The sequence below is a fragment of the Cognatishimia sp. MH4019 genome, assembly GCF_020177595.1.
Lineage (GTDB): Bacteria > Pseudomonadota > Alphaproteobacteria > Rhodobacterales > Rhodobacteraceae > JAHTBL01.
This window is the reverse complement of sequence record NZ_JAHTBL010000001.1, coordinates 204,039-228,655: the sequence shown is the minus strand read 5'-3', so window position 1 is coordinate 228,655 and position 24,617 is coordinate 204,039. Positions and strand designations below refer to the sequence as shown.

Genomic DNA, 24,617 nt, shown 5'->3' with positions numbered 1-24,617 from the left:
GGTTGATTTGTCACAAAGGATTTTCGTTTATGAGCGCGCAAGTCACCCCCAGTCAAAGCGTGCCGGTTTTGCGCAACTCTGCCGTGCGCGTGACCAACGGGGTGAACCAGGGCGATCCGATCATGACCGCCGACGAATTGCTACACGATGACATCTACGGTCTTGTCGAGGATGACAGCCAGCACCGGCTGGCGATTACGTTCGACGCCGCGCGCGACGGCTTCACCGTTGCCAAAGACACCGAAATTGGAACGCCCGGCGCCGATCTGGCCATTGATTGCGCGATTACGCTGATGTCGACCGATAGCTCGACCTGCGAAATCCTCGTTCTGGTCGAGGTCGAAAATAACGAAATTGCCGAGATTTATCTCGTCCCCCTCGCCCAGTTGCAGCCCAATCTGGACTACACGCTGGTCGGGATCGACGAGACTGCTGGCGCCAAACGCATGTCCGAACTGGCGTGCGTCTCCTTCACCCGCGGCACGATGATCACGATGGCCTCGGGTGCGCAAAAACCCATCGAAGAGCTTCATATCGGTGACCGTGTCCTGACCCGAGATGATGGCGCGCAGGAAATCCGCTGGATCGGTCAAAGCACGATGCGCGCCGTGGGCAGCTTTGCACCGATTTGCATCAAAAGCGGGACGCTGAACAACGCGGGCGATCTGATCGTCAGCCCCGATCACCGCCTCTTCATCTATCAACGCGACGACGCGCTGGGGGCCGGCCGCTCAGAAGTGCTGGTCAAAGCGCGGCTGTTGGTCAATGGCACAACCGTCATCCAGCAAGACGGTGGCTTCGTGGATTACTTCCAACTGCTCTTTGACAGCCACCAGATTATCTATGCCGAAGGCATTGCCGCCGAAAGCTTCCTGATCGACCCCCATACGCGCCCGGCCTTGCCTGAAAAGCTGGACGAAGCGCTCGATCGCGTCTTGCCCACCCATTCCGAAAGCGCACATCGGGAGTTTGAAGTGACCGAAAAGCTGCTCTCCGAGGATGCCGCCGAAACCCTGCGCCGCGCGTCCACACGCTGATCCACGCATCCCGACACTTTATCTACAATTGCGCCCGCCCCCTTCGCTTTTTCAAAGTATACCCGCCGGAGGCTCCACCGCTTCCCATCCTGCGCGGCCTCGCCTATAGGGTTGCGCATGTTAGACACACCAACAAATCGCCCCGATCTGCCGCCCGAAATTGCGCGCCGTCGCACCTTCGCGATCATCTCGCACCCGGATGCGGGCAAGACGACCCTGACCGAGAAGTTCCTGCTCTATGGCGGTGCCATTCAGATGGCCGGTCAGGTGCGCGCCAAAGGCGAAGCGCGGCGCACGCGCTCGGACTTCATGCAGATGGAGAAGGACCGCGGGATTTCGGTGTCCGCGTCTGCGATGTCGTTTGATTATGCCGATTTCCGGTTCAACCTTGTCGACACGCCCGGTCACTCGGATTTCTCCGAAGACACCTATCGGACGCTCACGGCGGTCGATGCGGCCATCATGGTCATTGATGGGGCCAAGGGGGTGGAGAGCCAGACCCAGAAACTTTTCGAAGTTTGCCGTCTGCGTGACCTGCCGATCTTGACCTTTTGCAACAAAATGGACCGCGAAAGCCGCGATACATTCGAGATTATTGACGAAATCCAAGAAAACCTTGCGATTGACGTGACACCTGCCAGCTGGCCCATCGGGGTCGGTCGCGACTTTCTGGGATGCTATGATCTGCTGCGCGACCGGCTGGAATTGATGGACCGCGCCGACCGCAACAAGGTCGCCGACAGTATCGAAATCACCGGACTGGATGATCCCAAACTGGCCGAACATGTGCCTGCTGATTTGCTCGAAAAGTTCCTCGAAGAAGTCGAGATGGCGAAGGAGCTGCTCCCCCCGCTCGACCCGCAAGCGCTGTTGGACGGCACGCTGACGCCGATCTGGTTCGGCTCTGCGATCAACTCGTTCGGCGTCAAGGAGCTGATGGACGGCATCGCCAGTTACGGACCAGAGCCGCAAGTGCAGCGCGCCCAACCGCGCGAAATTGCGCCGGAAGAGCCGAAAGTCGCAGGCTTTGTGTTCAAAGTGCAGGCCAATATGGACCCCAAGCACCGCGACCGCGTGGCGTTTGTGCGCATGGCCTCGGGCCATTTCAAACGCGGCATGAAGCTGACCCATGTGCGCAGTAAAAAGCCGATGGCGATCAGCAACCCGGTGCTCTTTCTGGCGTCCGACCGCGAATTGGCCGAAGAGGCTTGGGCGGGCGATATCATCGGCATTCCAAACCACGGCCAGCTCCGCATCGGGGATACGCTGACAGAAGGTGAAGCGCTTCGCGTCTCGGGCATCCCGTCTTTTGCGCCGGAGCTGCTGCAAGGCGTGCGCGCGGGCGATCCCATGAAAGCCAAGCATCTGGAAAAAGCGCTGATGCAGTTTGCCGAGGAAGGGGCCGCGAAGGTCTTCAAGCCCTCCATCGGATCGGGCTTTATCGTCGGTGTCGTCGGCGCGCTGCAGTTCGAGGTTCTGGCCTCCCGGATCGAGTTGGAATATGGGCTCCCTGTGCGGTTTGATCAAAGCCAGTTCACCTCTGCCCGTTGGGTCAATGGCGAAAAGGACGCTGTGGATAAGTTTGTGAATAGTAACAAGCAGCACATCGCCCATGACCATGATGGCGACGTCGTCTATCTGACGCGGCTGCAATGGGATATTGACCGCATCGAACGCGACTATCCTGACGTTAGGTTAACTGCGACGAAAGAGATGATGATCTGAAGGTCCAACCCCGCAACGGTCCAAGCCGGTTTAGCGCACTGTTGCGCAGATGTTGACAATGGCGTGCGCCCGTGACGAAACCGCCTGTTCACAAGAGGTTTCATTGACCAATCCGCTTGAATTGCGTAAATGCCACCCATGACGGGCGCATTGTGGATAACCACGGGCCATACGGGCCTGCCCCCATTAATCGATACGGGCCAGACGTGTCCGTAAACCTCGGATACGCATGACAAAATTTACCGATCTGAACCTGGACCCCAAGGTCCTGAAAGCCATCGCAGACGCGGGCTATGACACCCCAACGCCGATTCAAGCAGGCGCCATCCCCCCAGCCCTCGAAGGGCGCGACGTTCTGGGCATCGCCCAAACCGGCACTGGCAAGACCGCCAGCTTCACGCTGCCGATGATCACGATGCTGGCCAAAGGCCGCGCCCGCGCACGGATGCCGCGCAGCCTCGTGCTGGCACCGACACGTGAGCTGGCCGCTCAGGTGGCAGAAAACTTCGACACATACACCAAACATCTGAAGCTCACGAAAGCGCTGCTGATTGGCGGTGTGTCCTTCAAAGAGCAGGATGCTTTGATTGATCGCGGCGTTGATGTGCTGATCGCCACACCCGGTCGCCTGCTCGATCATTTCGAGCGTGGCAAGCTGCTGCTGACCGGCGTGCAGATCATGGTGGTGGACGAGGCCGACCGGATGCTGGATATGGGGTTCATCCCGGATATCGAACGCATCTTCTCGCTCACACCATTCACGCGCCAGACGCTCTTTTTCTCGGCCACCATGGCGCCCGAGATCGAGCGGATCACGAATACTTTCCTGAGCGCCCCTGCCAAAATCGAGGTCGCCCGAGCGGCCACCACGTCCGAGAATATTCGCCAGGGCGTTGTGATGTTCAAAGCCTCCCGCAAGGACCGCGAAGGGACCGAAAAACGCAAATTACTGCGGACGCTGATCGAAAACGAAGGCAAAGAGTGCAAGAACGCAATCATCTTCTGCAACCGTAAGGTCGATGTGGATGTGGTCGCCAAATCCATGAAGAAATACGGCCTGGATGCCGCCCCGATCCATGGCGATCTGGACCAGTCCAAACGGATGGAGACGCTGGACGGCTTCCGCGATGGCAGCTTGCGGTTCCTTGTGGCCTCGGATGTGGCCGCGCGGGGTCTGGATATTCCAGATGTGAGCCACGTCTTTAACTATGATGTGCCCAGCCATGCCGAAGACTATGTGCACCGCATCGGGCGCACGGGCCGCGCGGGCAAAAAAGGCACGACAATGATGATCTGCGTGCCGCGTGACGAGAAAAACTTCACGGATATCGAACGTCTGGTGAAGATGGAAATCCCGCGGATCGAGAACCCGCTGGGCGGTGGCAAATCCGACAAGACAGAAGATACGCCAAAAGCGGACGCATCCGAGGAGAAGCCCAAGCGCGAACGTCGCGCGCGCAAGCCCAAAGACGATGCGCCGAAAGAAAAAGAAACGGTGCAAGCGGATACCAAGGATGACGCCAAGCCCGAACGCGAGCAACGCTCTCGGGGCGGTCGTGGCCGGGGCCGCAAAGAGGATGGTGGCAATACCCGTGTTGTCGGGATGGGCGATCATATGCCCACCTTCATCGCCAAGAGCTTTGAAGAGCGGTACTCTGGATAAGCCTTCGGTTTCAGGTATTTAAAGACAAAAGAAGGGCCGGGTTCATCACAGACCCGGCCCTTCTTCTTTTCGTCTTTGGCGTTTAAGAGCGCATTAACCTTAACGCGCGCGCCCCTTCGCTTTTTTCAAATATCCTCGCCGAAGGCTCCGACGGGTGCCGCCCTAGCTGAGGCGCGAAATGACCGAGGTGACCTCGACCTTCTTGCCGATCTCGGCCTGAGTGGCTTGGCGCACGATGCGTTTCATCTGTTCTTCCAGCTTGTCATCATCGGCCAGCGTCCGGTCATCCGCGCGTCGCAGAAATTGGCTGAGATCCTCTTCCAGAATATCGACCAGCGGCGCGTTCGAGGCGCCCTGCTCGGCGATACCCTTGATCTCGCACCATGGCTCGCCCAACGGCTCCCCCTCTTCGTCGATGATGACTGTTACGATGACATGGCCGTTCAAAGCCATGCGCATCCGGTCGCGCACGATCCCGTCCAGCGCACCCACCTGGACCGAGCCGTCCAGATAGGTGCGTCCCGTTTCGACGTATTCGGAAACCGACGGAGCGTTGCCACCCAGATCGACCATCATGCCGTTGACGGCGACAACACCGGCCATGCCTTTGGACTTCGCGATTTTCACATGTTCACGCAAATGGCGATGTTCGCCATGCATCGGGATCAGGATTTGCGGTTTGACGATGTCGTGCATCGTTTCCAGATCGGGCCGGTTGGCGTGCCCCGAGACGTGATAAAGACCTGAGCTGTCATCGACCACATCGACGCCCATTTCCGAGAACTGGTTGATGATCGAGATCACGCCGCGTTCGTTGCCGGGGATGGTTTTCGAGGAAAAGAGGAACATATCCCCCTCTTTCATCGTAATGCCGCGATATTTGCCGCGGGCCAGCTGGGCCGAGGCCGCGCGCCTTTCCCCTTGCGATCCGGTCACGACCAGCATCAGGTTCTGGCGCGGCAGGCTGACGGCGTCTTCGGGCGTCACCAGGGATGGGAAATCTGTAAGGATGCCTGTCTCTACCGCGGCTTCGATCATCCGGCTCATGGCGCGGCCCAGCAGACAGACGGAACGCCCTGCCGCGACTCCAGCCTCGGCCAGCGTTTTCACGCGCGCGATGTTGGAGGCGAAAGTCGTGGCCACGACCATACCTTCGGCGCTTTCGACCAATTTGGTGATCTCTGGGCCAACGGTCGCCTCAGACCGGCCTTCATTGCGGGAAAAGACGTTGGTACTGTCACAAACCAGCGCTTTCACACCCGGCTTGGAAATTTCTTCCCAAAGCGCGCGATCAAAGGCTTCGCCCACCAGGGGCGTCTCGTCGATCTTGAAATCGCCGGTGTGCACGATGCGCCCGTCTGGTGTGTCGATCACCAGGCCCGAGCTTTCGGGTATCGAATGCGAGATTGGCACGAACGCCACCTTGAACGGTCCCACTTCGACCGTTTCGGGATAGGGGCTGACCGTCGTTACCGCCTCTGGTCCGACGCCGTATTCATCCAGCTTACGCCGCGCGATATTGGCGGTGAAGGCGCGACAAAAGACTGGCGCGCCGACGCGACCAAAAAGATGGCCCACTGCGCCGACATGATCCTCATGGGCGTGGGTGATGAACACCCCGTCAATGCGGTCCTTGCGCTCTTCCAGCCAGGCGACATCCGGCAGGATCAGATCGACACCAGGTGTCGTGTCCATATCCGGGAAGGTCACGCCCAGATCCACAACGATGAACCGCTCGCGCCCTTCGGCCCCATAGCCGTAGACATAACAATTCATCCCGATCTCCCCCGCGCCACCGAGGGGGAGGTACACTGCTCTTTCAATGCTCATTACTTTTCCTTGTTAAACGCGTGTATCACGGTCAATCCGTGCATCGTCAGGTCATCCTCAAAGACATCAAAGAGGGCCTGCCTTTGCTGGAACAACGGGGCCAGCCCCCCGGTCGAGACAACTTTCATCGGACGGTCTCGCTCGTCCTTAATCTTTTTGCAGATGCCATCGACAAGGCCGACATAACCCCAGAAGACACCTGATTGCATGCAAGCCACCGTGTTGGTCCCAACCACCCGTTGAGGCACCGTCACATCCACATGGGGCAAGGCGGCAGCAGCTTGGTGGAGCGCTTCAAGCGACAGGTTTACGCCGGGCGCGATCGCGCCGCCGATATAAGCTCCGTCGGTATCGACCACGTCAAAGGTGGTGGCAGTGCCGAAATCTACGATGATCAGATCACCGCCATGCAAGTCATATCCTGCAACAGTATTGACCAACCGGTCCGGCCCCACCTGGGTTCCCTCGTCCACACGCGGCTCTACTGGCAGCGCGCATTCGGGCTTGCCAACCACCAACGGGCGGCAGTTGAAATAGCGGTCCGACAAGACGCGCAGATTGAAGACCACGCGCGGCACCGTGGACGAGATGATCACTTCTGTGATCTTCACGTCCATCAGGTTTTCGGCCTCCATCAAGGTGCGCAGCCAGACATAATACTGGTCCGCCGTGCGCTGATGCTCGGTCGAGGCGCGCCAGGTGGCGATAAACTCGGACCCGTCCCAGATCGCGAAGACGGTGTTGGTGTTGCCGCAGTCGATGGTGAGAAGCATCTTATGCCCCTTCAAAGAAAACGTCGGCCGCGGGGATCGCGACACGGGATTTCGCGGTCAATAGAACAAGTTGGCCGGTCTCGTCCACCGTCTCGAAAGTCCCGGTCCATTCGTCGCTGACCGTGCGGGCGCGGATCACCTCGCCCAAACGGGCGGCACGGGCCAGCCATGCGGTGCGGATCGGCTCGAACCCGTAGGTGGTGAATTGCGCTTCCCAATGGGCGTAGGCCGGGGCGAGCAAGTTCAGAAACGACTCTGGCGTCAGCAGCACGCCCGTCTCTCCTTGCAAGGAGACAGGAGCAACCGCGCCCGGTTCAACCTCTGCCGTTGCAGGCGCGTCTGCAAGGTTCACGCCGATCCCGATAGACAGATGGCCCATCCCCGTGCGCTCCAGCAGGATGCCAGCAACCTTGCCCCCGTTGAGAAGCACGTCATTGGGCCATTTCAGCGCAAAGCTCTCGACCCGGCCTGTAGCTGCCACAAACGCGTCATTCAGTGCCAACGAGGCCACGAAGCTGCGCAAGGCCACCTGTTCGGGCTGTTCAACCGGCTGCATGACATAGGTCGCCGCGAAGTTCCCCTTGGGCATCGACCAGGGCCGCCCACGCCTGCCCCGCGCAGCGGTCTGCTCTAACGCGAGGATCCAGCAGGGGGAAGAGAGTGTGCCCGCGACACGGTCGGCCTCGCTGAGCGTGCTATCGACACGCTCCAGCACACGTTTCTCAACGCCCTCGGGCCAGTTAGTTAACAAGAGTTGCCGCCGCTGCCGCTGCCACGCCTTCGACCCCGAAGAGGTTGATAACACCCAGCAACATCACCCCCGCAGAGGCCATGAGGAAGCCCCAGAGCACCGGGTTCATGCCGCTGTCCAAGCCCTCTTTGTCCTCGCCGAAATACATGTAGTAAACGATGCGCAAGTAGTAGAACGCGCCGATCACCGAGGCGATGACGCCAGCCACGGCCAGCCAGCCAAGCCCCGCATCATAAGCCGCGCGCAATACGTAGAATTTGCCGAAGAAGCCGACCAAAGGCGGGACACCGGCAAGGGAGAACATCAGGACCAGCACGGCCAGCGCCTTGAGCGGCTCGCGTTTGGAATACATCTGCAGGCTGGCGATATCGGTGACGGGCTGCCCGTCCTTTTCCATGCTCAGAATAAAAGCGAACGTGCCGATATTCATTGCCACATAGATCGCCATATAGATCAGCATCGCCTGCACGCCAAAGACCGTGCCTGCGGCCAGCCCCATCAGCGCAAAGCCCATATGCGCGATCGACGAATAGGCCATCAGGCGTTTGATATTCTGCTGTCCGATGGCGGCGATGGCCCCAAGGAACATCGACACGACCGACAGGAACGCGACGATCTGTTGCCAATCGCTGACCACGCCCGAAAACGCGTCATGCACAACGCGCGCGAAAAGCGCCATGGCGGCCACTTTGGGCGCGGTGGCAAGAAAGGCTGTTACAGGTGTGGGGGAGCCTTCGTAGACGTCCGGCGTCCACATGTGAAATGGCGCGGCAGAAACCTTGAACGCCAGACCCGCGATCAGGAAGACAAGGCCAAAGAGCAGACCCAGCGAGATGCCTTCGGACGCAGCCTCTACAATGCCGGTGAAGAGCGTCGTGCCTGCGTAGCCATAGGTCAACGAGGCCCCGTAGAGCAGCAGCCCCGAGGACAGCGCGCCGAGAACAAAATACTTCAGCCCAGCCTCGGTCGATTTGACACTGTCACGGCGCAGCGAGGCGACAACGTAAAGCGCCAGCGATTGCAGCTCCAGCCCCATGTAAAGCGCCATCAGATCGCCTGCGCTGACCATCATCATCATGCCTACAACGGCCAATGTGACAAGGATCGGATATTCGAACCGCAGCAGATCCCGTTTCAGCATATATTCCTGGCTCATCAGCAGGATAGCGGCCGCGCTGAGCAAAATCGTGACCTTGGCAAAGCGTGCAAAGCCGTCATCGACAAACATGCCGCCGAAGGCCACGCGCGTGCCGCCGCCCGACAGCGCGATCCAGATCGCGGTCGCGAGCAGCACGACGGATGTGGTCCACAGCACCATCGGCGCGGCCTTGTCCTTGGACGTGTAAACCGTGATCAGCAGCGCGCCCATCGCGAAGACGGCGAGCAAAAGCTCGGGCAGGACAACAGAGATATCGGCGGAAATCATTGCGTCTTTTCCTTAATTCTCGGCAACCATCGTGGCGGCCTCAAAGGCGGCCTGCGCGGTTTCCACATCCGCCACGAGGGCCGCGACGGATGGGCTGATAATATCGGTGACCAGTGCCGGGTAGACGCCCAGCAGGATCGTCATGATCACGAGCGGCGCAAAGATCGCACGCTCGCGGCGGGTCATGTCGGTGATGGTTTTCAGGCTTTCCTTGATCAGATCACCCATGACGACGCGGCGGTAGAGCCACAGCGCATAGGCCGCTGACAGGATGACACCCGTGGTGGCGACCGCGGCGACCCACGTATTCACTTGGAACACGCCCACCAGCGTCAGGAATTCGCCGATGAAGCCGGACGTGCCGGGAAGGCCCACATTGGCCATGGTGAACAGCATGAAGATCAGCGCGTATGCGGGCATCCGCGCGACAAGGCCGCCGTAAGCGTCAATCTCGCGCGTGTGCATGCGGTCGTAGATCACGCCGACACACAGGAAGAGCGCGCCCGAGATGAAGCCGTGGCTGAGCATCTGGAAGATCGCGCCATCGACGCCTTGCTGGTTCGCGGCGAAGATACCCATCGTGACGAAGCCCATATGCGCAACCGAGCTGTAGGCGATCAGCTTTTTCATATCCTCCTGCACCATCGCGACGAGCGAAGTGTAGACGATGGCGATGGCCGACATCCACAGCACCAGAGGAGCCATAAGGTCGGACGCCACCGGGAACATCGGCAACGAGAAGCGCAGGAAGCCGTAGCCACCCATTTTCAGCAGGATCGCCGCCAGCACGACCGATCCTGCGGTAGGCGCTTGCACGTGCGCATCCGGCAACCATGTGTGCACCGGCCACATCGGCATTTTTACCGCAAAGGACGCGAAGAAGGCCAGCCACAGCAACGTCTGCATACCGCCGATGATCTGGATACCCATCAGGCTGAAAGTCTGGGTGCCGAAATTATGCTCCATCAGCGTCGGGATATCGGTCGTGCCCGCATCGCTGAACATCGCGACCATCGCAACCAGCATCAGCACAGAGCCGAGGAAGGTATAGAGGAAGAACTTGAAGCTGGCATAGACGCGGTTCGCCCCGCCCCAGATGCCGATGATCAGGAACATCGGGATGAGGCCCGCCTCGAAGAAGAGATAGAACAGCACCAGATCCAGTGCGCAGAAAACGCCGATCATCAGCGTCTCAAGGATGAGAAACGCGATCATATAGTCTTTGACGCGATGGGTGACGTGCCAGCTGGCCGCGATGACCAGCGGCATGGTGAAGGTCGTCAGCATCACGAACAAAACGCTGATCCCGTCGACGCCCATCTTGTATTGCAGACCCAGCAGCCAGTCGCGCTCTTCGACGAACTGAAAGCCAGTATCCTGCGGGTCAAACCCGGTCAGGATGAAGAGCGAAAAAAGGAACGTCGCCGTGGTCGCCCACATCGCGACCCATTTGGCGTTGCGCTGTGCGGCCTCGTCATCGCCGCGCAGGAAGAGCGCGAGAATGATCGCGCCCAGCAGCGGCAGGAAGGTGACGATGGAGAGAAGGTTGTCCATTAGTTGGCTCCTCCGAACATCGTCATCCAGGTTATAAGGACAACGATCCCCAGCACCATCGCGAAGACATAGTGGAACATGTAGCCCGACTGCGCGCGGCCAGCGAGACGGGTCAGGAAGGGCACAATGCCCATCGCCAGCCCGTTGATGCCGCCGTCAATCGTGGCCCCGTCGCCCTTCTTCCACAGGAACTTGCCCAGCCCTTTCGCAGGCTGCACGAAGATCGCGTTATAAAGCTCGTCAAAATACCATTTGTTGAGCAAGAAGTTGTAAAGCGGCCACTGGCTCTCGGCCAGTTTGCGGGGCAAGTCGGGGCGGCGGATATACATCTGATAAGCCGTCAGGAAACCGATCAGCATCGCGATGAACGGGCTGACCTTGACCCATTTGGGAACCTCATGCGCCTCGTTCAGCACGTTGTTATCAGGGGCGGTATAGATAGCCCCCTCGCCCGGCGCGCCGATCAGCTGGTAATGTGCCTCGCCGTGATCACCTTCGGCGTTTTCACCGCTGTGATCGTCTGCATGGTCGTCGTCTGAATGCCCGTCGTCATGGTGTTCTGCCACCTCGTACGGCACCCCGAAAAACTTGCCGACCTCGTTGGTTTTGCCAAAGAAGCTGCCATACCAGATCATGCCCGAAAAGATCGCACCCAACGCCAAAATCCCCAGCGGAGCGACCATAATCATCGGGCTTTCATGGGCATGCTCATGGGTATGCTTGTCGCCGCGCGGTGTGCCGTAGAAGGTCATGAACATCAGCCGCCAGCTATAGAAACTGGTAAATAGCGCCGCCACAACCAGCAGCCAGAACGCATATTGCGAACCGACGAACGCACTTTCGATGACGGCGTCTTTCGACAGGAAGCCTGCGAAGCCATAATAGGTCAGCGGTATGCCCACCCCAGTGATCGCCAGCGTGCCGATCATCATGGCCCAGAAGGTATAGGGCATCTTTTTGCGCAGGCCGCCATAGTTCCGCATGTCCTGTTCGTGGTGCATCCCGTGAATGACCGAGCCTGCGCCAAGGAACAGCATCGCCTTGAAGAACGCGTGGGTGAACAGGTGGAACATCGCGACCGAATAAACGCCAACGCCTGCGGCCACGAACATGTAGCCCAGCTGCGAGCACGTCGAATACGCGATCACGCGTTTGATATCGTTTTGCACAAGACCGACAGTGGCCGCGAAAAACGCGGTCGTGGCACCCAGCACGGTCACAAAGGCCATTGCGGTGTCGGCATATTCCATGATCGGGGACATACGGCACACCAGGAACACACCCGCGGTGACCATGGTCGCCGCGTGGATCAGCGCAGACACGGGCGTCGGGCCTTCCATCGCGTCCGGCAACCAAGTGTGCAGAATGAGCTGCGCCGACTTGCCCATCGCGCCGATAAAGAGCAGCAACGCGACCAGTTCGACCGCGTTCCATTCCGTCCAGAGGAACCTAACCTGCGTCTCGGCCAGCTCTGCGCCCGACGCAAAGATCACATCGAAATTCACGCTATCCGTCAGATAGAACAGCGCAAAGATGCCCAGCGCGAAGCCAAAATCACCGACACGGTTGACGATAAACGCCTTCATCGCGGCGGCGCCTGCGCTCTCTTTGCGGAAGTAGAACCCGATCAACAGATAGGAGGCGACGCCCACGCCTTCCCAGCCAAAGAACATCTGCACAAGGTTGTCCGAGGTGACAAGCATCAGCATCGCGAAGGTGAAGAAGGACAGGTAGGCGAAGAAACGCGGGCGGTAGCTTTCCCCTTCGCGGAAATGGTCGTCATGGGCCATGTAGCCGAACGAATACAGGTGCACGAGCGCGGAGACCGTGTTGATCACGATCAGCATGATCGCCGTCAGACGGTCCAGCCGGATCGCCCAATCGGTCGTCAGGCTACCGCTTTCGATCCAGCGCAGAATGACGATGCGCTGGGTCTCGCCGTCAAAGCCCAGAAAGACGATCCAGGACAGCAGTGCCGCGAGAAACAAAAGGCTGGTCGCAACCCAGCAGGCCGCCGTTTCCCCAAGGATGCGCCAGCCGAAACCGCAGATCAGAGCACCGACAAGCGGGGCGAAAAGGATAATCGTTTCCATCGCGTCAGTCTTTCTTGTCCGTCGTGGTCTTGTCGCTTCTCAAAGCGTAGAAAAAGCCGCCTATGCCTGCAGCCACCGCAATGGCTATCCCGATGTACATGATCGGTTCCATCGCCTCAGCCTCTCATATTGTTGACGTCTTCGACCGCAATCGTGCCACGGGCGCGGAAGAAGCAGACGAGGATGGCAAGGCCGATGGCGGCCTCGGCGGCGGCGACGGTCAGGACGAACAGCGTGAAGACCTGCCCCACCAGATCACCCAGAAAGCTGGAGAACGCGACAAGGTTGATGTTGACGGCCAGCAGCATCAACTCGATCGACATCAACAGGATGATGACGTTCTTGCGGTTCAGGAACAGACCGAAAATGCCGATCACGAACAGCGTCGCGGCCACGGTCAGATAGTGTTCAAGTCCGATCATCGTTCTCTTTCGTCCCTCGCCCTTTCAGGGTCGTATCGGCGGCGGCCTAAAGCCCCTGCCCCGGTTTCACGTCTTTCAGCTCCATCGCCTTGGCGGGATCGCGATACATCTGCGCCAGCACGTCCTGGCGCTTGATGTCGCTGCGGTGGCGCAAGGTCAGGACAATCGCCCCGATCATCGCGACCAGCAGGATCAGGCCCGCGAGTTGGAACAGAAGGATGTACTCATCGTAAATCAGCAGCCCCAGCGCCTTGGTATTATGGATGTCATCGGGCGTGTTGGCCGCCAGACGTTCTTCAAACCCGCTGGAAAAGCCCCATGCGCCAAAGGCAATCGCCAGCTGCATCATCAACACGACGCCGATCAGCAAAGCCACCGGGACATATTTCGACATCTCGGCCCTGAGTTCGGCGAAATCCACGTCGAGCATCATGACAACGAACAAGAACAGCACCGCCACCGCGCCGACATAAACGATCACCAAAAGCATCGCGACGAACTCGGCCCCCAGCAGCACGAACAGGCCCGCCGAGCTGAGAAACGCAAGGATCAACCACAGCACCGAATGCACAGGGTTGCGCGAGATGACGGTGAACAGGCCCCCCGTCACAGTCGCCAGCGCAAAGCAGTAAAAGGCAATCACCGGAACGGTCATGTGTCGCTCTCCTTCTCGGCGGCGTCGGTCACCTCAGTCGCCAATTCCATCGCTTTGGTCATTGCAGGCAAGCCACCGAACGCGCCCATCAGGGCGATGGCTTCCGCGATTTCCTGCTTGGTCGCACCAGCTTCCAGCGCGTGGCGCACGGTCATGCGCACCTGCGATTCCGCTTGCGCCCCCATGATCGTCAGGCCTGCCAAGGTCAGCAAAAGCCGGGTCTTTGCATCCAGACCTTCGGGGTTGAAAGTCTTGCCCATGAACGTCTCCATCATGTCTTTCGACATGGTCGGAAACAGCGCCTCAAAGCCTTTCGGCGTGAACTGCTCCAACGCGGGGTTCATGGATTTGAGCCATTCTTGCGACTGCACCATCATCGCGGCAAAAGGGTTGGTTGGATCGCTCATGCGGCGTCCTCCTCGAACACTTCGATGGCGGCGTTCAGCGCGTTTACCATCGCCGGAAATCCGCCATACAAAGCCATCTGATTGATCGTCTCCGCAATCTCGCGCTGGCTCGCGCCGGACCCTAACGCATTGCGAATATGCACTTTTAGCTGAGGCGCGGTCTGCCCGCCCATCGCGGTGAGCGCCGCAATCGTCGTCAGATAGCGCGTCTTCGCATCCAGCCCCTCTCGGGTGTAGTAATGCCCATACGCCACCTCGATCAGCGACTTCGAAAAACCGGGCAACAACGCGTCATAGCGCGCCGCCAGCGTCTCTTCGATGCCGGGGTTGGTGGCCTCAGCCATCGGCTTGCCGCGGTCATATGCGTCGGAAGAGCTCATCTGTAAGGCGCGTCAATCTCAAGGTTGCGGGCAATCTCGGCTTCCCAGCGGTCGCCGTTCGCAAGCAGTTTTTCCTTGTCGTAGAACAGCTCTTCGCGGGTTTCGGTCGAGAACTCGAAATTCGGTCCTTCCACGATGGCATCCACCGGACAGGCTTCCTGACAGAACCCGCAATAAATGCATTTGGTCATGTCGATGTCATAGCGCGTCGTCCGGCGCGAGCCATCCTCGCGCGGTTCGGCATCAATGGTGATCGCCTGCGCAGGGCAGACGGCTTCACACAGCTTGCACGCAATGCACCGCTCTTCGCCATTGGGATAGCGCCGCAACACATGCTCGCCCCGGAACCGAGGGCTGATCGGCCCTTTTTCATGCGGATAGTTCAGCGTCGCTTTCGGCGCAAAGAAGTAGCGCAGCCCCAGTTTCATGCCTTTGAAGAAATCGGCCAGCAGAAAGTATTTCGCGGCCCGTCCATAGTCGATCTGCGTCATTCATCTGCCTCCTTTTCTGGGACTGAAGCGTCTGATCCACTCTGAATCTGCGAGCAATCAAACATGACCTGATAAGTTCCGCTCGACACCTTCAATTCATCCAACTTCACTTTTGGGCCTTCAGTTGCACAGGCCTCCACCAACGGCTCGCGAAGTTCATCTGAGAACCCTTGTCGCTGAAGACACTCCTGATAGGCAGGGTAATCTACGTATCGCTGTGGCATTTCACAGTCCATCGCTCACCCTCCAACAGCCCAGCGGGCGTACGCTCCGCCGAAAAGTTCAAACTTTGCGAAGAATGCCACGATCACGACCCAAGCCAACGACATCGGCAGGAACACTTTCCAGCCCAGACGCATTAACTGGTCATAGCGGAAGCGTGGCACGATGGCTTTGACCATCGCGAAGAGGAAGAAGAAGAACGCCATCTTGGCGACCATCCACAGCGGGCTGTCCGGCAGGAATGGGATAGGCGACAGCCAGCCGCCGAAGAACAGCAGCGTGATCAGCGCGCACATCAGGAAGATGGCGATGTACTCGCCTGCCATGAACAGCAGGAAGGGCGTGGACGAGTATTCCACCTGATAGCCCGCGACCAGTTCGGATTCCGCTTCGGGTAGGTCAAAGGGCGGTCTGTTCGTCTCAGCCAAGGTGCTGATAAAGAATAGAAACACCATCGGCAGATGTGGCAGCCAATACCAGTTGAAAAAGCCAAGATCGCCATCCTGCGCGCGGACGATATCCCCGAAATTCAGAGACCCGGTCGAGATAATGACACCGATGATGATCAGGCCAATCGACACCTCGTAAGAGATCATCTGCGCGGCAGAGCGCAGGCTGCCCAAGAACGGGTATTTCGAGTTCGACGCCCAGCCGCCCATGATGACGCCGTAGACCTCCAAAGAGGAGATCGCGAAAACATAGAGGATCGCCACGTTGATATCGGCCAGCACCCAAGTGTCATTGAACGGGATCACCGCCCAGGCGATCAGCGCCAGAACGAAAGACACCATCGGGGCGAGCATGAAGACCGTCTTATCCGCACCTGCGGGGATGACGATTTCCTTGACCACATATTTCAGCGCGTCGGCCACGGTCTGCAACAGACCGAACGCACCCACAACATTGGGCCCGCGCCGCATCTGCACAGCGGCCCAGATCTTGCGGTCACCATAGACCAGAAATAGCAGCGAAATCATCACGAACCCAATGACAGCAAGGCATTGAGCAACGATGATCACCGCCACACCGGCTCCGGTTGCGAAAAAGTCAGCCATATGTCCTCACACCGTGGGTATCCCGAGTTCCCTGCAGTTGGCCACCTCCACCTCGGCGTCCAAGGTCTGCGTTCCACGAGGCAGCGCGGCTGAGATGGTGTAAACCGCATCTGCAGTCCAAATACCAGCCACTTCCTCGACACTTGTGCGCACGTGTCGCGCGAATCCGTAGCCTCGGATCAAGGTATACTGTGCTGCGGCGCAGCGTGCATAGTCTTCAACGTCTTTTGGCCCCCGTGCGCCTTCCATGGAGACAAGAAAACTCACCAGATCGCCGTCCAGAAGGCGGGTCTCGATGCCGTTATATTTGGGTGAGAAAGGCAAGTTGATCTGATCCGGATTAGCCTGTTGCAAATGCGGCGGGGTGCAGGCGGTCATGGCCAAAGCGGCCAGCCCGATCAACGCCCCGCGCATCTCGTTACTCCGCCGCGATCTTTTGCTCGGACCGGGCTTTGGCATTCGCCGACAGCTCGGCCATCAACTGGGACGCCCGCGCAATCGGGTTGGTGAGGTAGTGATCGCTGATCGCATAGCGGAAAGACGCATCCCCCAGCGTGCCCGCGGGCAATGCCTGCCACTCGTTTTCCGGCACCTCGTCTATCTTCGCCAGATGCGGCATAGCTTTCACAAGCGCCTGACGCAGCTGTGCAAGGCTGTCAAAGGGCAGCGTCGCGCCCATCTCGGCCGACAGCGCCCGCAGGATCGCCCAGTTTTCCTTGGCTTCACCGGGGGGGAAACCCGCCCGCAGCGCCAGTTGAGGCCGCCCTTCGGTGTTCACGAAGAGGCCTTGTTCCTCGGTATAAGCCGCCCCCGGCAGGATCACATCCGCGCGGTGCGCGCCGCGGTCGCCATGGCTGCCTTGATAGATTACGAACGGCCCGGCCTCGATGTCGATCTCGTCCGCGCCGAGGTTATAGATCACCTCGGCTCCGTCGATGGCAGCGCTGAGGCCGCCTTCGGTGGTGCAACCTGCATCCATCGCGCCGACGCGCGCCGCAGCGGTGTGAAGGATCATCAGCTTGGAGCCTACAGTCTCTGCCAGTTGCATCGCCGTGCCTAGCACCGCCGCGCCATCAGCCTCCATCAACGCGCCCATGCCGAGGATAATCATCCCGTTCACATCCGCATTCGCCGAATGGTCCATCTTGGCCAACGCCGCCAAAGCCTCGCGGCTATTGCCGACATGTTGGGTCGGATAGGTCAGATCGACATCCTCACCGATGACAGCAACCGTCGCGCCTTTACTCCACGCCTTGCGAATGCGCGCATTCAGAACAGGCGCTTCCATCCGCGGGTTTGTCCCGATCAGCAGGATATGCTCGGCGTCGTCGATCTCCTCGACGGTGCAATTGCCGACATAGCCGGAGCGGTTCCCCTCGGGCAGCTTCGCGCCATCGGTGCGGCATTCGACCGAGCCGCCCTGCCCTTCGATCAGCGCTTTCAACGCATACGCCGCTTCCACCGGAACCAGATCACCGACCAGGCCCGCAACCTTCTTGCCCTTCATCGCTTCAGCAACCTTGCCCAAAGCCTCTGGCCAGGTCGACGCGCGCAATTTGCCGTTCTCGCGGACATAGGGCTTGTCCAACCGCTGACGGCGCAGCCCGTCCCAGACAAAGCGCGTCTTGTCGGCGATCCATTCCTCGTTCACCCCATCATGGTTGCGCGGCAGAAAGCGCATCACTTCGCGGCCTTTGGTGTCCACGCGAATGTTGGAGCCAAGCGCATCCATGACGTCGATGCTCTCGGTTTTGGTCAGCTCCCAAGGCCGCGCAGTAAAGGCGTAGGGCTTTGAGACCAGCGCGCCCACCGGGCATAGATCAATGATGTTGCCCTGCAGATTGCTGTCGAGCGTCTCGCCCAGATAGGACGTGATCTCGCTATCCTCACCCCGGCCCGTCTGGCCCATCTGCGTGATCCCCGCGACCTCGGTCGTGAAACGCACGCAGCGGGTGCAGGAGATGCAGCGGGTCATGTGGGTCTCAACCAACGGGCCAAGGTCCAAATCCTCAACAGCCCGCTTCGGCTCGCGGAAGCGCGAGAAATCGACGCCGTAAGCCATCGCCTGATCCTGCAGATCGCACTCACCACCCTGATCGCAGATCGGGCAATCGAGCGGATGGTTGATCAGCAGAAACTCCATCACGCCCTCGCGGGCCTTCTTGACCATGGGGGAGTTCGTGCGCACCTGCGGTGGTTCCCCATCGGGGCCGGGGCGCAAATCCTTGACCTGCATCGCGCAGGAGGCCGCAGGCTTGGGCGGCCCACCCACAACTTCGACCAGACACATCCGGCAATTGCCCGCAATCGACAGGCGTTCGTGATAGCAAAAGCGCGGGATTTCGACGCCGGCCTCTTCACAGGCCTGGATCAGCGTCATCGCGGGGTCAACTTCCAGCTCTTTGTCATCAATGATGATCTTGCGCAGGTCGCTCATGGGGTCCCTTTCATGGCGAACGGGACGCCACCGGCATCCCGTCTCATTGGCTAGGGGACATCTACCCCCGCCCCGCCGTTGGAGCAACCATGAAACGCCTTAATTCGCGCGCAAAAGCTCTCCGATCAAGGACTTGGCCTTGATCTCTTTCTCGCCCAGCGCGCAGTAGCTGTCAGGGTTGTCCTTGGAGACACCGTTTTCCTCAAGATAGGCGTTGCGCAGACGCTTCATCCGCTTGCGCTCATCCTTGTCTTTCAGGAACGCCTTTACCTCTTCTTCCGAATACCCCTTGTCGCGGGCGTAATCCTCAAGATCATTGGCCTTCTGCCAAACCACAAACATACGCGCTGAGATGCTGGGGCAGTTCTTGCGGATCTTGTCACCGACAGAGGCCGCCAAAAGCTGATCGTTGATGTGTTTTTCTTCCGGCAAAGGCGTCAATGCAGCCGCACTTGTGGCCATCACGCCCAGTAGCATTGCGGATAAAAGTGTCTTCATAGCTCGGTCCTCGGCTTTGCCATGCCCTTTAGATAGGCATGCGCGTCTGGTCTGACTATGGGAATTTCCGCCGATGTTATTCAATATCAGGCGAGGTTTCGTTGAAAATCAGCGTTATTCCGCGGCTTTCGCACCGCCCAGCGCATCCCAGCCAAAAGCCTGATCTGTATCGCCCTGCGCGCGGCGCATCTCCAGCCGGTCCAGCGCTTCGTCCAGCGACGGGCGATGCCCTTCAGGCACCCACCACATCACGAAATGCTGTTCTTCCAAGGCGTCGAACCACTCCTGGCGCTTGTTGAGAAACCGTGCATGCACCGTGTCCCAGACGAAGCTGCGCAAGCTCGCCACATCTTCCCAGACGGTCAGGTTCGGCACATAGCGCGGATCACCGCCAATCGCATGAGATGTCGCCCCCGGTGCGCCAGAGCCTTCCAGCATCCACACGAATCCTGGCATTCTTTTGCCCATGCCGTTGATGCGATCGATATTGTCGATGAACTCGGCGACCAGCGGATCACCAACATCCGCCTTAAGCCGACCGACATTCAGTTCAGCGAGGTGATGTCCGGCGGGCTGCTTCACGCAGGCACTTCCAGCAGATAGCGCCCGATTGCGGTCTCCTCCGCAATCTCGGTCAAGCCGACATCACAGACCTTGTCTTGTGTCGGCTCATCCAGCCCTGTGCGGGTCAAGAACGCCTGCACCTGCGCCTCGATGCGGGTATTTGCATCCTCGGCCCAAGGCATTTCTTCGGCGGACATGACCCCGTCTGCGGCGAGCTGGTTCATCAACTCATCGCTGTCCTTAGCCACGGTTTGCGGGTTCAGGCTAAGCGTCGGACACGCCCGTGCCAGTTGCTGCGCGACACCGGTCGCTACGACCGTATCCACGAAGTAATCAGGGGCAGTCTGGTCTTCGGCCAGCACCGGGCTGGCCAAAAGACACATCAAGGCGGCGTGGCGGATCACTCTGCCGCCACCGCAGGCCGACCGGCCCGCTTATGCTTGATCCGGTCCTCAATCTCGTCGCGGAAATGGCGGATCAGACCCTGAATGGGCCAAGCCGCCGCATCTCCCAGCGCACAGATTGTATGGCCTTCGACCTGCTTGGTCACATCCAGCAGCATGTCGATCTCCTCGACCTCGGCCTCGCCTTTCACCAGACGGTCCATCACGCGCATCATCCAGCCGGTGCCTTCGCGACAGGGCGTGCATTGCCCGCAGCTTTCATGCTTGTAGAACGCGCTCAGCCGCCAGATCGCTTTGATGATATCGGTGCTTTGATCCATCACGATCACGGCTGCGGTGCCAAGACCAGACCGCTGCTCGCGCAGCCAGTCAAAATCCATGATCGCGTCTTTTGCGATCTCAGCGGGCAGACACGGCACAGACGAGCCCCCTGGAATAATCGCCTTGAGGTTATCCCAACCGCCGCGAATGCCGCCACAGTGACGGTCGATCAGTTCCTCGAACGGGATCGACATCTCTTCTTCGACCACGCAAGGGTTATTCACATGACCGCTGATCGCGAAAAGCTTGGTGCCGGCGTTGTTCGGACGTCCGAAATTGGCAAACCAATCCGGCCCGCGCCGCAGAATTGTCGGCACAACCGCAATCGATTCGACATTGTTCACAGTCGTCGGGCAGCCATAAAGGCCAGCCCCTGCCGGAAACGGCGGCTTCATGCGCGGCATACCCTTCTTGCCTTCAAGGCTTTCCAGAAGCGCAGTTTCCTCGCCGCAGATATAGGCCCCGGCCCCGTGATGGACGTAAAGGTCGAAATCCCAACCGGATTTCGCGGCGTTCTTGCCCAGAAGCCCAGCATCATAAGCCTCATCAATCGCGGCCTGCAGCGCCTCGCGCTCGCGGATATACTCACCACGAATATAGATGTAGCAGGCATGCGCCCCCATCGCGAAAGACGCGATCAGGCAGCCTTCGATCAGGGTATGCGGATCATGGCGCATGATCTCGCGGTCTTTACACGTCCCCGGCTCGGATTCGTCTGCGTTCACAACCAGATAGGACGGACGCCCGTCGCTTTCCTTGGGCATGAACGACCATTTCAGACCGGTCGGGAACCCGGCCCCGCCGCGCCCGCGCAGGCCACTGGACTTCATCTCGTCCACGATCCAGTCGCGGCCCTTCTTGATGATGCCTGCGGTGCCGTCCCAATGGCCGCGCTGCTGTGCGCCCTTCAGGGTGCGGTCGTGCATCCCGTATAGATTGGTGAAGATCCGGTCTTCATCCTTCAGCATTGCTGAACTCCCTTACGATTGCCGGCGCGCGCGCCAGATCTGATATGTGACAACTAACGCCCAGAACAGCCCCGCCAATGCGGCAAAATCGAACAGCAGCGCATAGCGCCCCGCCATGCCGATCGCGGGTCCGACCACTTGCGCGGCCAGCCAGATCAGCATGGTGCCTGCGATCACCAAAGCCGCGATCCGCCCCTTCCGGGCCAGTGCGGCTTCTTCATCGCGAGACAGGTTGGAGCGCTCTGCCATGGCTTACGACTTGTCGCTTGTGGTTTTCCGCTCGGGCATGGCCGCAAGCGTCACCTTGGCTTTCTGATTGCTGGATTTGACCCGATAGGACTCGGTCTCGACCTTGGCGGGCTTAGCAGCCGGGGCCTTCGCCGCCGGAGCTGCCTTTTTCGGAGCCTCTGCGGGTTTGGCCGCAGGCTTCGCTGCCGCCTTTTTCACCGGAGCCGCCTTCTTCGCTGCCGCAGGCTTTGCCGGTGCCGCGGTTTTGGGCGCAGGTTTCGGGGCCGCCGCTGTCTTTGCAACCGCGGGCTTGACTGGCGCTGTTGCTTTGGCGGCAGGTTTCGCCAACGCCGCTGGCTTTTTCGCAGGCGCCGCCTTTGCCTTGGCCGGGGCCGGTTTTGCAGCCGGTGTAGCGGCTTTTGCCGGGGCCGGTTTCGCAGCCGGTGCAGGCGCTTTCGCAACCTTCGGCGCAGGTTTTGAAGGCGCCGCCTTGGCAACCGGCGCAGGCGCTTTAACGGCTTTCTTCGCAGCAGGCGCCGCCTTTGCCTTCGGCTTCGGAGCCGCCTTCTTCACCTTGGCCACAACATCGCCCACCGTCGCAGGGCGCGCGGCCTTGGGCGGCATCACGCTCAACGCCACGGGGGCCACGGCCAGACGCCAGAAATACAGCCCCGCTGCTGCAGGGGCCATCGGCAACTGCGTCATCAGCAACCCTGTCCTGCGTGCAGACAAGGCCGCGTCGGTCCATTTGTTCATGTCAGTCATTGGTCAGTCTCGCTCCATTTGGAAAGTGCACAGACCCTTTCGGGCCTGTCCGCAACGCCCCTCCCAAAAGCGATGCCGTTAAATGCCCGTCCCCGATTTGCACCAGAGACGGACGATGCTTTTATCCGTCGTAGACGCCACCCTTGGCGACTTTCTTGGAAAACTCTGTCTCACCACCTTTGGCAAGAAGTTTGGCCTGCTTGACCCATTCATCTCGGCTTACACGGCCTTTGAACCCTTCAAGGTTCTCATCGACCCATTCGACCTCTTTCTTACGCCATCCGGCGATCTGGTCGAAATGGTAAAAGCCCATCGAATGCAGCAGCTTTTCCAGCTTGGGTCCGACACCTTTGATCTGTTTAAGATCATCGGCCCCGCCATCGCGCGGCGCGCTCAGCATCTCGGGCTTGCCATCGGCTGCCACGGGTTTGGCCGCCGCTTTAGGCTTCTCAGCCGGTTTCGGCGCATCATGCGTGGCCGGAGCTGCCGCAGGAGCCGGTGCCGGAGTAGCGGCCGGAGCCGCTGTGGCTGCCGGAGCCGCCGCAGGCGTCGCCTTGGCCGCTGGGGCCGGTGCTGGCGTTTTGCCCGCGGTGCCCGCCTGCTCCATCTTCGGCGCAGGGGAGCGGCACAAAAACACCGCCAGCACGACGCCTAAAAGCAGGAAGGCAATCACTGCCATGAATATCGCTTGCGTGGCTGTGTATTCCGCGACCAGCCACAGCCCAAGTCCCAACATACCGCCTGCGAGCGCGGCAACCGTCCAGCATGTTTTATTGCAGGCCGCCTTGGCTTCATAATCCTTCATCGAAGTCGTCTCCCTGTCCGTCTTGGGCTTGATCGACGCAGCCCTTAGCTCTTCTTAGCACGAGCAGAAAACGGCGTCTCGCCCCCATCTGCAAGGATTTTCGCCTGAGAGACCCAATCATCGCGGCTCACCCGGCCTTTGAAACCTTCCAGATTGTCATCGACCCAAGCGATTTCATCGGCGCTCCACTTGGCGATCTGGTCGAAATGATAAAAGCCCATCGACTGCAAAAGCGCCTCCAACTTTAGCCCCACGCCTTTGATAAGCTTAAGATCATCCGCTCCAGCCTTGCGCGGTGCTTTCATCGTGCGCGGCTTTTTCTGTGTCGGCGAGGCAGAGGTCAATTCGGGCTTGGCCGTTGCCTTCGGACTTCGATCCGCCTCCACATGCCCTTGCTTGGCTTTTGTCTTGGGCTTGCTGGTGCGGTTCGCAGGCTTGCCTTGCCACGGCGTCAACAGCGGTACTTCGGTGCCGTCGATCCGCTTGACTGTATCGTTCAGGTCAGTGGCCAGTTGCGCCGATGCATTGAATTTCGTCTTGCCGCTGTCAAACCCTTCGAGACTGCTGAGCCCCTTGAGCGGCTCCGACGCAAACCGCCCGTTCTGCGGCCCCGGCACCGGCACCTCGCCCGCGCGGAAATCGTCGATCATCTGACCGAATTTCTCAGCCGTCAGGTCTTCGTAATAATCCTTGCCGATTTGCGCCATCGGCGCGTTGGAACATGCGCCCAGACACTCGACCTCTTCCCAGCTCAGCTTGCCATCCGCGCTGATCTGATGCGGCTTCGGAGCAATCTTCTCCTTACAGACCGCCACCAGATCCTCCGCCCCGCAAATCATACAGGACGTCGTGCCACAAATCTGAATATGCGCCACGCTTCCAACAGGTTGTAACTGGAACATGAAGTAAAACGTCGCGACTTCCAACGCGCGAATATAGGCCATATCCAGCATCTCGGCCACAGTCTCAATCGCGCGTTGCGACAGCCACCCCTCCTGCTCCTGCGCGCGCCAGAGCAGCGGAATAATTGCTGAGGCCTGCCGCCCCTCCGGGTACTTCGTCATCTGCGCCTCGGCCCATTTCTGGTTGTCAGGCGTAAAGGCGAAGTGATCGGGTTGGTCGTGGTGAAGACGGCGTAGCATC

The 24,617-nt window shown here is 59.6% G+C and carries 25 protein-coding genes; 3 read left to right on the top strand and 22 right to left on the bottom strand.

Going from position 1 to position 24,617, the window contains the following annotated elements; translation table 11 throughout:
• Positions 1-29 precede the first annotated feature (29 nt).
• The 3 genes from KUW67_RS01045 (at position 30) to KUW67_RS01035 (ending at position 4,425) form a co-directional block, all read left to right on the top strand.
• On the top strand, positions 30-1,037 hold the full coding sequence (locus tag KUW67_RS01045; RefSeq protein ID WP_224823412.1) for a Hint domain-containing protein: 1,008 nt from the start codon (positions 30-32) through the stop codon (positions 1,035-1,037).
• Between the two features lie 117 nt (positions 1,038-1,154).
• Positions 1,155-2,762 carry a peptide chain release factor 3 gene (locus tag KUW67_RS01040; RefSeq protein ID WP_224823411.1) on the top strand — a complete coding sequence of 536 codons (1,608 nt, stop codon included), beginning with the start codon at positions 1,155-1,157 and terminating at the stop codon, positions 2,760-2,762.
• A 229-nt stretch (positions 2,763-2,991) separates the two neighbouring features.
• Positions 2,992-4,425: a DEAD/DEAH box helicase gene (locus KUW67_RS01035; RefSeq protein WP_224823410.1), complete on the top strand. Its 1,434-nt coding sequence runs from the start codon at positions 2,992-2,994 to the stop codon at positions 4,423-4,425.
• Between the two features lie 162 nt (positions 4,426-4,587).
• Here KUW67_RS01035 and KUW67_RS01030 read toward each other — a convergent pair whose 3' ends face one another.
• From KUW67_RS01030 to nuoE, 22 genes are all read right to left on the bottom strand, one after another.
• Positions 4,588-6,255 (bottom strand): ribonuclease J, encoded by a 1,668-nt coding sequence (locus KUW67_RS01030; RefSeq protein WP_224823409.1) that lies wholly within the window; start codon positions 6,253-6,255, stop codon positions 4,588-4,590.
• Positions 6,255-7,028 (bottom strand): type III pantothenate kinase, encoded by a 774-nt coding sequence (locus KUW67_RS01025; protein WP_224823408.1) that lies wholly within the window; start codon positions 7,026-7,028, stop codon positions 6,255-6,257. The genes KUW67_RS01030 and KUW67_RS01025 overlap by 1 nt, the downstream gene beginning before the upstream one ends.
• Before the next feature lies 1 nt (position 7,029).
• A complete protein-coding gene (locus KUW67_RS01020) occupies positions 7,030-7,779 on the bottom strand; it encodes a biotin--[acetyl-CoA-carboxylase] ligase (RefSeq protein ID WP_224823407.1) in 750 nt (249 codons plus the stop codon).
• Entirely contained in the window at positions 7,769-9,205 is a 1,437-nt protein-coding gene (gene nuoN / locus KUW67_RS01015; RefSeq protein ID WP_224823406.1) for an NADH-quinone oxidoreductase subunit NuoN, read from the bottom strand. The genes KUW67_RS01020 and nuoN overlap by 11 nt, the downstream gene beginning before the upstream one ends.
• Positions 9,206-9,217: 12 nt before the next feature.
• Positions 9,218-10,759, bottom strand: a complete 1,542-nt coding sequence (locus KUW67_RS01010; RefSeq protein ID WP_224823405.1) for an NADH-quinone oxidoreductase subunit M — start codon at positions 10,757-10,759, stop codon at positions 9,218-9,220.
• On the bottom strand, positions 10,759-12,852 hold the full coding sequence (nuoL, locus tag KUW67_RS01005) for an NADH-quinone oxidoreductase subunit L (protein ID WP_224823404.1): 2,094 nt from the start codon (positions 12,850-12,852) through the stop codon (positions 10,759-10,761). Before nuoL ends, KUW67_RS01010 begins: the two co-directional genes overlap by 1 nt.
• Before the next feature lie 116 nt (positions 12,853-12,968).
• The gene (gene nuoK / locus KUW67_RS01000; protein WP_224823403.1) at positions 12,969-13,274 is read right to left on the bottom strand and encodes an NADH-quinone oxidoreductase subunit NuoK; all 306 of its coding nucleotides are present in this window, start codon (positions 13,272-13,274) and stop codon (positions 12,969-12,971) included.
• 46 nt (positions 13,275-13,320) lie between these two features.
• Positions 13,321-13,929: an NADH-quinone oxidoreductase subunit J gene (locus KUW67_RS00995; RefSeq protein ID WP_224823402.1), complete on the bottom strand. Its 609-nt coding sequence runs from the start codon at positions 13,927-13,929 to the stop codon at positions 13,321-13,323.
• Positions 13,926-14,336 (bottom strand): carboxymuconolactone decarboxylase family protein, encoded by a 411-nt coding sequence (locus KUW67_RS00990; RefSeq protein ID WP_224823401.1) that lies wholly within the window; start codon positions 14,334-14,336, stop codon positions 13,926-13,928. The genes KUW67_RS00995 and KUW67_RS00990 overlap by 4 nt, the downstream gene beginning before the upstream one ends.
• Positions 14,333-14,716: a carboxymuconolactone decarboxylase family protein gene (locus tag KUW67_RS00985; protein ID WP_224823400.1), complete on the bottom strand. Its 384-nt coding sequence runs from the start codon at positions 14,714-14,716 to the stop codon at positions 14,333-14,335. The genes KUW67_RS00990 and KUW67_RS00985 overlap by 4 nt, the downstream gene beginning before the upstream one ends.
• On the bottom strand, positions 14,713-15,207 hold the full coding sequence (nuoI, locus tag KUW67_RS00980; protein WP_224823399.1) for an NADH-quinone oxidoreductase subunit NuoI: 495 nt from the start codon (positions 15,205-15,207) through the stop codon (positions 14,713-14,715). The genes KUW67_RS00985 and nuoI overlap by 4 nt, the downstream gene beginning before the upstream one ends.
• A gap of 239 nt (positions 15,208-15,446) precedes the next feature.
• Positions 15,447-16,484: an NADH-quinone oxidoreductase subunit NuoH gene (gene nuoH, locus KUW67_RS00975; protein ID WP_224823398.1), complete on the bottom strand. Its 1,038-nt coding sequence runs from the start codon at positions 16,482-16,484 to the stop codon at positions 15,447-15,449.
• A 6-nt stretch (positions 16,485-16,490) separates the two neighbouring features.
• Positions 16,491-16,898, bottom strand: a complete 408-nt coding sequence (locus KUW67_RS00970) for a hypothetical protein (RefSeq protein WP_224823397.1) — start codon at positions 16,896-16,898, stop codon at positions 16,491-16,493.
• A 4-nt stretch (positions 16,899-16,902) separates the two neighbouring features.
• Positions 16,903-18,921 carry an NADH-quinone oxidoreductase subunit NuoG gene (gene nuoG, locus KUW67_RS00965; RefSeq protein WP_224823396.1) on the bottom strand — a complete coding sequence of 673 codons (2,019 nt, stop codon included), beginning with the start codon at positions 18,919-18,921 and terminating at the stop codon, positions 16,903-16,905.
• 99 nt (positions 18,922-19,020) lie between these two features.
• The gene (locus tag KUW67_RS00960; protein WP_224823395.1) at positions 19,021-19,419 is read right to left on the bottom strand and encodes a DUF5333 domain-containing protein; all 399 of its coding nucleotides are present in this window, start codon (positions 19,417-19,419) and stop codon (positions 19,021-19,023) included.
• A 114-nt stretch (positions 19,420-19,533) separates the two neighbouring features.
• Entirely contained in the window at positions 19,534-20,001 is a 468-nt protein-coding gene (locus tag KUW67_RS00955) for a DUF3291 domain-containing protein (RefSeq protein ID WP_224823394.1), read from the bottom strand.
• Positions 19,998-20,387: a DUF5333 family protein gene (locus KUW67_RS00950; protein WP_224823393.1), complete on the bottom strand. Its 390-nt coding sequence runs from the start codon at positions 20,385-20,387 to the stop codon at positions 19,998-20,000. The genes KUW67_RS00955 and KUW67_RS00950 overlap by 4 nt, the downstream gene beginning before the upstream one ends.
• A complete protein-coding gene (gene nuoF / locus KUW67_RS00945) occupies positions 20,384-21,676 on the bottom strand; it encodes an NADH-quinone oxidoreductase subunit NuoF (protein ID WP_224823392.1) in 1,293 nt (430 codons plus the stop codon). Before nuoF ends, KUW67_RS00950 begins: the two co-directional genes overlap by 4 nt.
• Before the next feature lie 12 nt (positions 21,677-21,688).
• Positions 21,689-21,925: a DUF5337 domain-containing protein gene (locus tag KUW67_RS00940; protein ID WP_370634856.1), complete on the bottom strand. Its 237-nt coding sequence runs from the start codon at positions 21,923-21,925 to the stop codon at positions 21,689-21,691.
• 3 nt (positions 21,926-21,928) lie between these two features.
• Positions 21,929-22,669, bottom strand: a complete 741-nt coding sequence (locus KUW67_RS00935; protein ID WP_224823391.1) for a hypothetical protein — start codon at positions 22,667-22,669, stop codon at positions 21,929-21,931.
• 121 nt (positions 22,670-22,790) lie between these two features.
• Entirely contained in the window at positions 22,791-23,474 is a 684-nt protein-coding gene (locus tag KUW67_RS00930; RefSeq protein ID WP_224823390.1) for an NADH:ubiquinone oxidoreductase, read from the bottom strand.
• A gap of 44 nt (positions 23,475-23,518) precedes the next feature.
• The gene (gene nuoE / locus KUW67_RS00925) at positions 23,519-24,616 is read right to left on the bottom strand and encodes an NADH-quinone oxidoreductase subunit NuoE (RefSeq protein WP_224823389.1); all 1,098 of its coding nucleotides are present in this window, start codon (positions 24,614-24,616) and stop codon (positions 23,519-23,521) included.
• Position 24,617: the final 1 nt, after the last annotated feature.